General features: G+C 68.2%; 9 protein-coding genes. 3 read left to right on the top strand and 6 right to left on the bottom strand.

Annotated features, from left to right (window positions below; translation table 11 throughout):
- A partial coding sequence (locus tag AC1DP9_RS12360) for a hypothetical protein (RefSeq protein ID WP_477107491.1) occupies positions 1–266 on the top strand: 266 nt, incomplete at its 5' end.
- Positions 267–376: 110 nt separating this feature from the next.
- Here AC1DP9_RS12360 and AC1DP9_RS12355 read toward each other — a convergent pair.
- From AC1DP9_RS12355 to AC1DP9_RS12340, 4 genes are read right to left on the bottom strand one after another with little or no spacing between them, the layout of a single operon-like run.
- On the bottom strand, positions 377–1,498 hold the full coding sequence (locus tag AC1DP9_RS12355; protein WP_477107490.1) for a hybrid sensor histidine kinase/response regulator: 1,122 nt from the start codon (positions 1,496–1,498) through the stop codon (positions 377–379).
- Between the two features lie 2 nt (positions 1,499–1,500).
- Entirely contained in the window at positions 1,501–2,109 is a 609-nt protein-coding gene (locus AC1DP9_RS12350) for a chemotaxis protein CheB (RefSeq protein WP_477107489.1), read from the bottom strand.
- Positions 2,110–2,119: 10 nt separating this feature from the next.
- Complete coding sequence (locus AC1DP9_RS12345) at positions 2,120–3,019, bottom strand: CheR family methyltransferase (protein WP_477107488.1); 900 nt, start codon at positions 3,017–3,019, stop codon at positions 2,120–2,122.
- Complete coding sequence (locus tag AC1DP9_RS12340; RefSeq protein ID WP_477107487.1) at positions 3,016–6,180, bottom strand: response regulator; 3,165 nt, start codon at positions 6,178–6,180, stop codon at positions 3,016–3,018. The genes AC1DP9_RS12345 and AC1DP9_RS12340 overlap by 4 nt, the downstream gene beginning before the upstream one ends.
- Positions 6,181–6,380: 200 nt before the next feature.
- On the opposite strand from AC1DP9_RS12340, the gene AC1DP9_RS12335 reads away from it, so the two are divergent.
- Positions 6,381–7,214, top strand: coding sequence for a DUF3626 domain-containing protein (locus tag AC1DP9_RS12335; protein WP_477107486.1), 834 nt, complete (start codon positions 6,381–6,383; stop codon positions 7,212–7,214).
- Here AC1DP9_RS12335 and AC1DP9_RS12330 read toward each other — a convergent pair whose 3' ends face one another.
- On the bottom strand, positions 7,215–7,874 hold the full coding sequence (locus AC1DP9_RS12330; RefSeq protein WP_477107485.1) for a hypothetical protein: 660 nt from the start codon (positions 7,872–7,874) through the stop codon (positions 7,215–7,217).
- An 18-nt stretch (positions 7,875–7,892) separates the two neighbouring features.
- Positions 7,893–9,287, bottom strand: a complete 1,395-nt coding sequence (locus AC1DP9_RS12325) for a selenium-binding family protein (protein WP_477107484.1) — start codon at positions 9,285–9,287, stop codon at positions 7,893–7,895.
- 265 nt (positions 9,288–9,552) lie between these two features.
- Between AC1DP9_RS12325 and AC1DP9_RS12320 the strand changes: the two genes are divergently transcribed.
- Complete coding sequence (locus tag AC1DP9_RS12320) at positions 9,553–11,001, top strand: catalase (protein WP_477107483.1); 1,449 nt, start codon at positions 9,553–9,555, stop codon at positions 10,999–11,001.
- Positions 11,002–11,096: the final 95 nt, after the last annotated feature.

The raw sequence follows: 11,096 nt of genomic DNA, 5'->3' as shown, positions 1-11,096 counted from the left end.
ACCGCCAGGAAATAGGCCTGACGCCCGGTCAGCCCCTCGTCCAGCGCGCCGCCGTAAGCCTTCAGTTCTTCCCCAAGATCCGCCATGCCTTTGCGCTCCGTTGTCAGCCTGATAAAGCCTGCTGCAAGGACAACGCGTCGTGCGACGCGAGCCTTGCGCGCCGCACGATAAACGGATTCTCAGGGGGTGGAAATGCTTTGGCTGGGGTAACTCAGGGGCGTTTGATCAAGGCTCAATCGCCATGCAGATTCAGGGTTCTTCTATAGATAGATACCGCTGCGCGTGTTAGCGATTGCGACGGCATCCGCCGGAATCGGAAATCGCCCAGTTGCAATCGGACGTCGATGGCGGACAGCGTCACCACGCGATGCGCTGGCTAGGCCGGCTGGAAGGTTCCCTGCGTCCCGCAGCACGCGCGGGGCAGCGTCACGGTGAAGACCGTGGTGCCCGAGGCCGCCGATGAGGCCGCCTCGACACTTCCGCCGTGCAACGCGGCCAGCTCCCGCGAGATATAGAGCCCGAGGCCCAGCCCCTCGGCGCTGTCGCCGCCGCCCGAGCGGAACGCCTCGAAGACATGCGGCAGGGTCGCCCCATCGATCACGCCGCCATTGGTCACCGTCACCGTCAGGCGCTCGGCCGCCGTGCCGTCCACGGCCACCACTACCGGCACCGCCGGGTCCCCGTGATGCAGGGCGTTGCTGACGAGGTTCGACAGCACCTGCGAGATCAGGTCCGGATCGATGGTCGCCAGCGTATCTCCCACGGTTTCCAGTACCACGCGCTCCTTGCCGTGAGACGCCTCGCATTCATCGACGATGGCCGCGCAGATCGCGCGCAGGTCTTCCTGGCGCGGCTCCAGCTTGACGCGCCCGCCGTGCAGCCGCGCCACGTGCAGCAGCTGGTCCACCATGCGTGCCATGCGCTGGCTGCTGCGCGAGATGCGGTCGGTGGCCGGCTTGAGCTTCTCCTCGCCCCCGAACCGCCCCAGGAACGACGCCGACGCGATGATCGCCGACAGCGGCGTACGCAGGTCGTGCGCGAGCACCGCCATCAGCATCTCGTTGGTCTTGAGCAGTTGCTGGGCGGTTTCGAGTTGCTCGGCCAGTTGCTGCTTCTGCTGGGCCAATTGCACGAATACATCGACCTTGGCCGCCAGCACGCGCGCGTCGATCGGCTTGAACAGGAAGTCGACCGCGCCGGTGGCGTAGCCGCGGAACGCCCGCGCGCTGTCCTCCCCGGCCGCCGTCAGGAACAGGATGGGGATATGGCTGGTGCGCTTGCTGCCGCGCATCAGTTCGGCCAGCTCGAAGCCGTCCATCTCGGGCATGTGCACATCGAGGATGGCCAGCCCGAAGTCGTGCTCGAGCAGCAGTTCCAGCGCCTGCGCGCCGGAATTGGCGTGGACGATCTGTACATCGGGCTTGGCCAGCACGGCATCGAGGGCCGTGAGGTTGGCGGCGATGTCGTCGACGGCGAGGATCTTGATCGGAGCTTGCATGGTCAGGGTCGTTCAGAAAACTGGGCCAGGCGTTGGCCGATTTGTTCCAGTGTCAGCACGCGGTCTGCCGCGCCACGGTCGATGGCCTCCTGCGGCATGGTTTCCACGGCGGCGCTGCCCGGCGACTGCACCCACGCCCGACCACCCGCCGCGCGGATCATCGCCAGGCCGCGCGCGCCATCGTCGTTGGCGCCCGAGAGCAGCACGCCGAGCACCCGGGCGCGCCACGCCACCGCCGCCGACTCGAACAGCACGTCGATGGAAGGCCGCGAGAAACGCACCGGCGGCTCTACGGAGAGCGCCAGTTCGACATCCTCCGGCGCCTCCGGCACCCGCTCCACGAGCAGGTGGTAGTCCGGCGGCGCCAGGTAGACGTGGCCCGGCCGCACCGGCATCTTGTCCTCGGCCTCGCACACGGGCAGCGCGCAGCGCGCGCCGAACAGCTCGGGCAGCAGGCTGGGCTGGTTCGGATGCTGGTGCATCACGATCAGCAGCGCCGGCCGGAAGCCCGCCGGCACCATCGGCAGCAGCACGGACAACGCCTCGACGCCACCGGCCGACGCGCCGATCACCACGGCGTCGCACCCTTGCGTATCCATCAGCCCTGCCATCGCGCCTCCTTCACAGCTTGCGGTACAGCCGCTCGCGCGGCACCAGTGGCTCGAAATCCCCGGCGTGGGCGCTGAAGTGCAGGCTCTCCTTGCTCCCCAGCCCCAGGAAGCCGCGCCGCGCCAGCGCGTCGTGGAACAGGCCGATGGCGCGGTCCTGCAGCGCGCGGTCGAAATAGATCAGCACATTGCGGCACGAAATCAGCTGGGCCTCCTGGAACACGCTGTCGGTGGCCAGGCTGTGGTCGGCAAACACCGACTGGCGGATCAGCCCGGCGCTGAACTTGGCCTTGCCATAGGCTGCATGATAGTAGTCCGAGAGCGAGCGCCGCCCGCCCGCCGCCAGGTAGTTGGCGCCGAACGCCCGCAGGCGCCCCGCATCGTACACACCCGCCCGGGCGATGGCCAGCGCGTCGGGGTTGATGTCCGTCGCGTAGAACACCGTGCGCTCGGCCAGCCCCTCCTCCTCGAACAGGATGGCCAGCGACCACAATTCCTCGCCGCTGCTGCACCCGGCCACCCAGACATTGATCGACGGATAGGTCTGGAGCACCGGCACCACATGCTCGCGGATGGCGCGGAAGTAGGACGGGTCCCGGAACATCTCGCTGACCTGCACCGTCAGGTACTGCAGCATGCGCGCGAACAGCGCCGGATCGCGCAGCATGCGGTCCTGAAGTTGCGACAACGTCCCATAGCCCAGGTCGTGCAGCGCCTGCTGCAACCGCCGCCGCACCGAGGCCCGCGCGTAGTGCCGGAAATCGTGCTGGTACTTGCGGAAGATCGCCTCCAGCAGCAGTTCCAGTTCGATTTCGAAATTGGCGTCGGGCAGCGCCGTCTCGCCGTGATCCACCACCGGCACGGGCAGCGGTAACGACAGCGGCGGCAGCGGCGCGGTGTCCGGGGTCTTCAACTTTCGTGGAGCCATACGCGGCACAGGGACAGCAGTTGATCCACATCAATCGGCTTGGCGATGTAGTCGTTCGCCCCGGCGCGCAGGCACGCCTCGCGGTCGGACGGCATCGCCTTGGCGGTCAGCGCGATGATCGGCAGCCGCCCGTATTCGGGCATCTGGCGGATATGGCGCATGGCCGTGATGCCGTCCATCTCCGGCATCATGATGTCCATCAGGACGAGGTCCACGTCCTTGTGGCGCGCCAGCATGTCCAGCGCCTCGCGCCCGCTGCGGGCGATCTCCACGGTGGCCCCGAGCGGCTCGATCACCTTGGACAGCGCGAAGATGTTGCGCGCGTCGTCCTCCACCAGCAGCAGCTTGCGGCCGTCGAAGGCGTCGTCGCGGCTGCGCGCGGCGCGCAGCATGCGCTGCTGCTCGGGCGGCAACTGGGACTCCACGCTGTGCAGGAACAGCGTCACTTCGTCCAGCAGCCGGTCCGGCGAGCGCGCGCCCTTGATGATGATCGACTTCGAATAGCGGCGCAGGCGCTGCTCGTCCTCGGCCGATAGCTGCCGCCCGGTGTAGACGATGACCGGCGGCATCTGCGCGGCGCCATCGCTGGCCATGTGGGCCAGCAGGTCGTGGCCGGTGCCGTCCGGCAGCACCATGTCCATCACCACGCAGTCGAACGCGGCGCCGGCCAGCGCCTCGCGCGCGCTGGCCACGGTGCCGGCGGTGACGATCTCGGCCTGGACCGATTGCAGCAGCGCGCGAATGCTCTCGCGCAGCGCCGGGTCATCCTCGATCACCAGCACGCGGCGCTGGCCCGGCGCCATGCGCGCCTCCAGCCCCCGCATCACCTCGGCCAGCTTGTTGCGCTCGCTCGGCTTGAAGGTGTAGCCGATGGCGCCGCGATGCAGCGCGGCCTCGGAGTGGTCGCTGACCGAGATCAGGTGCGTGGGGATGTGGCGCGTGGCCGGGTCGTGCTTGAGCCAGTCCAGCAGCGTCAGGCCCGACTGGTCCGGCAGCGCCACGTCGAGCAGGATGCCGCAGGGCTGGTGGTGGCGCGCCAGTTCCAGCCCGTGGCTCGACGTGGTGGCGTGGATGCAGTCGAAATCCAGCTCGTGGGCCAGGTCGTAGAGGATGCCAGCGAAGTCGATATCGTCTTCCACGACCAGGATCAGGCGGTTGCCGCGCGTGCGGTGGTCGCGGTCGTCGGCAATCGGCTGGGGATAGCCGGACGGCGATGGGCCCGGCCCGCCTTCGGACGCCTCCGGGGCCGGCACCGGCGCTGCCCGGGCGGCGGGCGAGAGCGGCATGGCCTGTGACGGCGGGGCCTGCACCTGCTCGGGGGCGGCCGGCGGCGTGACCAGCCCGGCCTGCGTGGCGGCATCCGCCACCAGCGTGCGCGGTACGGTCAGCGAGAACACGCTGCCCTGCCCCGGCTCGCTCGCCACAGCAATCACGCCGCCCAGCAGCCGCGCCAGCTCGCGCGAGATCGACAAACCCAGTCCGGTGCCGCCGTAGCGGCGGCTGGTGGTGCCGTCGGCCTGCTGGAAGGCCTCGAAGATGACCTGCTGCTTGTCCTTCGGAATGCCGATGCCGGTGTCGCGCACCTCGAAGCGGATCGCATCGTCGCCCTGCGCGACCAGCGCCAGCGTGACCGAGCCCTTTTCGGTGAACTTGAAGGCGTTGGATAGCAGATTCTTGAGGATCTGCTGCAGGCGCTGGCTGTCCGTGACGATGGCGTCAGGCAGGCCCGGCATCCGCTCCACGCGGAAGGCCACGCCCTTCTGCTCGCCCACATGGTCGAACATCTGCGAAATCCGGGCGGTGAAAGTGTCCAGTTCCACCGGCTCTGGTTCGATGGTCAGGTGGCCGGCCTCGATCTTGGAGAGGTCGAGGATGTCGTTGATCAGGTTCAGCAGGTCGGTATTGGCCGCGTGGATGGTGGCCGCGTAGCGGACCTGCTCGCCGGTCAGCGTGCCGTCCTTGTTCTCCTGCAGCAGCTTCGCCAGGATCAGCGCGCTGTTCAGCGGCGTGCGCAGCTCGTGCGACATATTCGCCAGGAATTCGCTCTTGTACTGGTTCGAGCGCTCCAGCGCCCGGGCGTTGGCGGCCAGTTCGGCCTGGAAGGCGAGCATCTCGCGCTTCTGCGTCTCCAGCCGCTGGGTGTGCTCCTCCAGCTGGACGTTGGTCTGTTCGAGTTCCGCCTGCTGGGTTTCCAGCCGCGCCTGGGAGTCCATCAGCGCGCGGCCGCGTTCCTCCAGTTCCTCGTTGGAGACGCGCAACTCCTCCTGCTGGACCTGCAGTTCCTCGCTCTGGCGCTGGGTCTCGCCCAGCAGGTGTTCCAGCCGGCCCCGGTAGCTGGCGGCGCGCAGGGTCATGCCGACCGGCTCGCCGATGCGCTCCAGCAACTCCACCACATCGGCGGTGCCGCGACGGGACGTGATGAACCCCAGTTCGATCACCCCGACGACCTCACCCTCGGCGGTCAGCGGGGCAGCCACGATCTCGGCGGGGCCGGTGCGGCCCAGCGCGGAGGCCACCGGCAGGTAGTTGGCCGGCAGCCCGCCCACGGCGATTACGCGGTTCTCGGTCACGGCCTGGCCCGCCAGCGTCTCCCCGGGCGCGAGGGTGGCCGGCGCGCGGTCCGCATCGGCCAGCGCCCAGGTGGCCAGCCGATGCAGGCGGCCGTCGTCGCACTGATAGACCACGCCCACGTGGGCATCGAGCGCCTGCGCCAGCCCGCGCACCAGCGCGTCGCCGACATTGCCGGCCGACTGCGCCGAGCGCACCGCCTGGTGAATCTTCACCTGGGCCTGCTGCACCCACATCAGGCGCTGGATGGCGATCTGGCCGACCAGGTAGCGGTAGATCACCACGGCCAGGAACCAGTTCACCAGGAAGCCGATGGAGCGGTTGGTGATGGCGATGGCCGGCGCGGCGCCAGCGGGCGAGATCACGTACCCGACCGCCAGCAGCACCGAGCTGACCGCCGCGGCGATCAGCGGCAGGCGCGGGTTGTCCGAATAGAGCGACAGGCAGATCGGGATCAGGTAGAACAGCCACGCGGCCACGCCGAGCGGCGTGAACGCATCCACCGCGAAAACCACGGCAAGCGAGACAGGCACCAGGATCGTGCCAAACAGAAAGCGTTGCAGGGAAGTCGGTTGCATACCGGCAGGATCGATGGGATGAAAGCGGGCGGGCGCGGCGGCAGGCGTCCCGGCCCCCCGCCAGCATGGATGCCGGCCAGGGCGCCTTATCGTACCTTGCGACGGGCGCCGTGGCTGTCGGTGTCGCGCCGACAATTGCTGCACCGCAGCGCCGCTACAATCGGCCGATCGCCGCCTTGCCGGCACCCCCGGATCCGCCAATGTTCCCGGACGACCCCGCCGCCCACGCCTTGGCCCATGTGGCCGCGCGCAGCCACGGCGCGCCGCTGCACCCAGACTGGCGCGTCACGCTCAATTTCCACCCCGACCGGCTCCACGCCGGCGTGCCGCTGCTCGCGGCCATGGCGGCCGACGGCGTCTATCGTTCCCAATTCGAGACCGGCACCAGCAACGGCGGGCTGACCGCCCACCCCGGCGGAGACCGCTGGCACTGGGAAAGCCGGATGTTCGGCCAGGCCTACGACGCCGCGCCGCCGGCGGACCGCCCCAAGTACGGCGCGCTCAACCATCGCCATCGGCCCGAAGGGGGCTCGCCGCGCTTCGGCGCCTGCCACCTGCGGCTGGCGGCGGACGTGCTGGCGCGGACCACCTTCTGTTACCCGGACAGCGTGTTCGATCCGGTGCATTTCGGCGTGGCCGGACGGCTGGATCTGGTAGACCGGCTGCGCGCCGCGCCGCCGGACGATCCGCTCGACCACTATATAGAAGCGCATGTACACGGCCCGCTGGTGCTGGCGCGCGACGTGGAGGCGCTCGTGCTCGATCCCTCGTACCAAGGCACCGAGACCGAGACGCTGGCCCGCGCCCTGCCGTGCGCCGTCGAATGGCACGCGGGATTCTCGGCGAATGCCGATGACTTGCGGGCCCAGCCCGACTATCGCGGCGCCGCCATCGCCGAACTGGCCGCGACGCTCGCCGGCCACGAACCGCTCACCCCGGCCCGGATCGGCGCAGCCGCCCGCACGGGCCGCCACGATCCCCAGTTGCTGAAGAAGGTCTGGCACTGCCTGGCGCGCTTCGGGAATCGGAATTAGTCACATCACCAGCAGCACCACCCCGCAGATACCCAGCGCCGCCGTCCAGATCCAGTCGAGATTGACCCAGCCGGTCCGCAGGAAGGCCACGCCGACGCGGTCGTAGACCAGCAGCGCCACGGCGCAGATGGCGGCGAGCATCGTTGCCGTGTGCAGGCCCAGCGCCAGCATGGCCGGGCCGAGCGCGTCGGCGGCGTCGAACTGGGTGGCGCCCGGCGTGGCGCAGATCGGCATCAGCGCCGGCACCAGCATCAGCCCGGCCCCGTGCATGCCGGCCATCAGGAACGACCACGCCGCCAGCCCCAGCATGCCAGCCCGCATGCCCACGCGCGGCCGCATGCGGTGCCCGCGCACCATGTGCCAGATCGCCCAACCCAGCAGCACCGCCCCGGCCACCCGCGCGAAGCCGGTGTGCGGCAGCACGCTGCCCAGCCAGAGTGCCACGCCCACGGCCAGCGCCACCGCCGCCGCGTGGCCGAGCGCAATCGGCACCAGCGACCACAGCACCACGCGGCGCTGGCCCCGGTGCAGGCCCAGCGCCACGGCGAACAGCCATCCCATGGCCGGGTTCAGGCCGTGGAACAGGCCCAGCGCGGCAATCGTCAGCCAGGGCCACCAGGCAGTCCATGTCGCCGCCCAGATTGGCGTCCACGTCAGCATGCGCGGCCCCCGCGAAGGCTAGGGAAAGCAGTAGGAATCCGAGGAGCAGTCGCCGCCCTGCAGGCGCACCTGGTGCGGGCGATGGCTCTTGGGCCAGTCGAGGAAGAAGCGCGGGTCGAAGGCGATGCCGCCATCGGGCGCGGCATCGAGCTTGACCATCCAGCCGTCCAGCCCCTCGGGGTAGAACTGCGGATCGACCGCGCCATAGAGAGAATTGGTGAAATAGACGCGCCGGCCGTCCCGGCTGACCTCCACCATCTGCGGGCCGCCGTTCAGTCTGCGGCCCGGCGCGCCCGGATGCCCGGCCCGCGAGACGATGCCGCCGATCCGCACCTTGCCGGTCAGCTTCGGGGCGAAGGGGTCGGAGACGTCGTACTGGAGCAGATCCCCCGTGCCCCAGCAGGACACGTAGAGGAAACGGTCGTCCATCGACAGGTCGATGTCCGTGACCAGCGGCGGCACCGCGCCAAACCCCTTGAGCATCGGCGGAAGCTGGTCCGGGTCGGCCGGCTCGGCGGGGATGTCGATGATCTTCTTCACCGCCCATTTGTCGCCATCGCGGTACCAGGTCCAGATCGACGAGGACAGGTCCTTCAGGCACAGCACGCAGTTGACGAAGCCGTACGCCTTGGTCGGGTCGTGCGCGGGGCGCAGTTCGAAGACCAGCTGGTAGTCCGGGCCGAAATCGATCTCCTGAAGATGCTTGCGCCCCGTGAAATCCCAGAAATGGAGCTTCCGGCCGTAGCGCGCGCCGAGCAGGATGTCGGCGACCAGGCCGTCCTCGATCATGTCCGGCGTGCCCCACTCGCTTGTCACAAGCGTGTCATAGCCCAGGTGCCACCATCCGTCATAGGCGAAATGCTGGGGACCGCGCTCCACCTCCCATTGGCCGAGCGGGTCGAAGCTCTGGGCGTCCAGCATGGCGATGCCGCCCGGCCCCTTGCCCTCGGCATTGCCCAGCGCCGTCACATAGATGCCGCCCGGGCCGCAATGCACCGTGTGGGGGCGGCTGTAGCCGGTGCGCTCGGCCAGTTCCTCGGGCTCGATCACCCGGCTGATGACGGGCTGGCGCGGGTCCGGGCCGGTATCGAGGATATAGATACGAGAGGAACGCAGGCCCGGCACCACGAGGTAGCGCCGTTCCATATGAGGATGCGGCGCGTTGGGACACAGGCAGGACGAGCAGGCATTCCACCCGAAATGATGCAGTTCGTCGCCGGCATGGGTCATGGTCACCTGCCCGACGATCTGCGCGTACGTGGCCGAGCCCGGGTCCACGTCCACCACGGCGATGCCGTCCGGCTGCTGGCGCCCGGGGTCGAACATCGCCACATAGGCCAGGGTCTCGGGCGGCGCCTTGGCGGCCAGCCGCGGAGACGGGTAAAAGCTCGGGTCGGGCTTCCAGGTGGCCATGATTCGCCTCCGGTGGACTGCGGGCTTGAACTATAGGACATGGCCGGCCCATGTGACGCCCATGATCCTTGGGTTCAGACGGCCTATCCCAAGGTGTTATGGCGGGTATCGACCCTTTCTCTGCACCATAGGCGTTCTCCTAATTTGCTGAAATCGCGGATCGAAAAGACTGACACCTATCGCCTTTATTGATCAATACGATATGACTTGTCGTAGTCGTTCTGCGATAGTGCTTTCAACACCCCCTGCCCACAAAGGAATTGTCATGAACAAGCTTACGACCGCTTTCGGCGCGCCCGTCGTCGATAACCAGAACATTCAGACCGCTGGTCCGCGCGGACCGGCCCTGTTGCAGGACGTATGGTTCCTGGAAAAGCTGGCCCACTTCGACCGCGAGGTCATCCCCGAGCGCCGCATGCACGCCAAGGGTTCGGGCGCCTATGGCACGTTCACGGTCACGCATGACATCACCAAGTACACGCGCGCCAAGCTGTTCTCCGAAATCGGCAAGAAAACCGAGCTGTTCCTGCGCTTCTCGTCGGTGGCTGGCGAGCGCGGCGCGGCCGATGCCGAGCGGGATATCCGTGGTTTCGCGATGAAGTTCTATACCGAGGAAGGCAACTGGGATCTGGTGGGCAACAACACCCCGGTCTTCTTCCTGCGTGACCCGCTGAAGTTCCCCGACCTGAACCACGCCGTCAAGCGCGACCCGCGCACCGGCCTGCGCAGCGCCGACAACAACTGGGACTTCTGGACCGGCCTGCCCGAGGCGCTGCACCAGGTCACCATCGTCATGAGCGATCGCGGCATCCCCAGTTCGTGGCGCCACATGCATGGCTTCGGCAGCCATACCTACAGCTTCATCAACGCCAACTACGAGCGCCACTGGGTGAAGTTCCACTTCCGGACGGAGCAGGGCATCCAGAACCTGACCGACGCCGAAGCCGCCGAGGTGACTGGCCGCGACCGCGAGCACCACCAGCGCGACCTGTACGAAGCCATCGAGCGTGGCGAGTTCCCGCGCTGGAAGCTGTACATCCAGATCATGACGGAAGCCGAGGCGGGCAAGTACCGCGTCAACCCGTTCGACCTGACCAAGATCTGGTCGAAGAAGGACTTCCCGCTGATCGAAGTGGGCGTGATGGAGCTGAACCGCAACCCCGAGAACCATTTCGCCGAGGTGGAGCAGGCCGCGTTCGCGCCGTCGACCATCGTGCCGGGGATCGGCTTCTCGCCGGACAAGATGCTGCAGGGCCGCCTGTTCTCGTATGGCGACACCCAGCGCTACCGCCTGGGCGTGAACCATTCGATGATCCCGGTCAACTCGCCGAAGGCCGCCAAGTTCGTGAACAGCTATCACCGCGACGGCCGCATGCGCATCGACGATAACCAGGGCGGCAAGACCTCCTACGAGCCGAACACGCGCGGCGAGTGGGTGGAGCAGCCGGACTTCCGCGAGCCGCCGCTGACGCTGGAAGGCACCGCCGACCACTGGAACCATCGTGTGGACGACGACTACTTCTCGCAGCCGGGCGACCTGTTCCGCCTGATGACGCCGGCCCAGCAGCAGGTGCTGTTCGATAACACGGCCCGCGCCATCAAGGGCGTGTCGCGCCATATCCAGCAGCGCCATATCGAGCATTGCACCAAGGCCGACCCGGCCTACGGCCAGGGCGTGGCGGCTGCGATCGAACGGATCGAAGGCCAGAAGTAAGCGCTAACCGGGCTACCGGACGATCGGGCACTCCGGGGCTGCGGCCCCGGGCTGCCCGGACACCGCAGGACAGGACAACAGGACAACGCCATGGA

The organism is Cupriavidus sp. 01L43 (assembly GCF_056399925.1).
This window is presented reverse-complemented; position numbering and strand designations above follow the sequence as displayed.

What these genes read in the sequence shown, in the direction of transcription:
- AC1DP9_RS12355 (WP_477107490.1), bottom strand. Translation starts at nt 1,498, where the DNA reads ATGCAAGCTCCGATCAAGATCCTCGCCGTCGACGACATCGCCGCCAAC.
- AC1DP9_RS12350 (WP_477107489.1), bottom strand. Translation starts at nt 2,109, where the DNA reads ATGGCAGGGCTGATGGATACGCAAGGGTGCGACGCCGTGGTGATCGGC.
- AC1DP9_RS12340 (WP_477107487.1), bottom strand. Translation starts at nt 6,180, where the DNA reads ATGCAACCGACTTCCCTGCAACGCTTTCTGTTTGGCACGATCCTGGTG.
- AC1DP9_RS12335 (WP_477107486.1), top strand. Translation starts at nt 6,381, where the DNA reads ATGTTCCCGGACGACCCCGCCGCCCACGCCTTGGCCCATGTGGCCGCG.
- AC1DP9_RS12330 (WP_477107485.1), bottom strand. Translation starts at nt 7,874, where the DNA reads ATGCTGACGTGGACGCCAATCTGGGCGGCGACATGGACTGCCTGGTGG.
- AC1DP9_RS12325 (WP_477107484.1), bottom strand. Translation starts at nt 9,287, where the DNA reads ATGGCCACCTGGAAGCCCGACCCGAGCTTTTACCCGTCTCCGCGGCTG.
- AC1DP9_RS12320 (WP_477107483.1), top strand. Translation starts at nt 9,553, where the DNA reads ATGAACAAGCTTACGACCGCTTTCGGCGCGCCCGTCGTCGATAACCAG.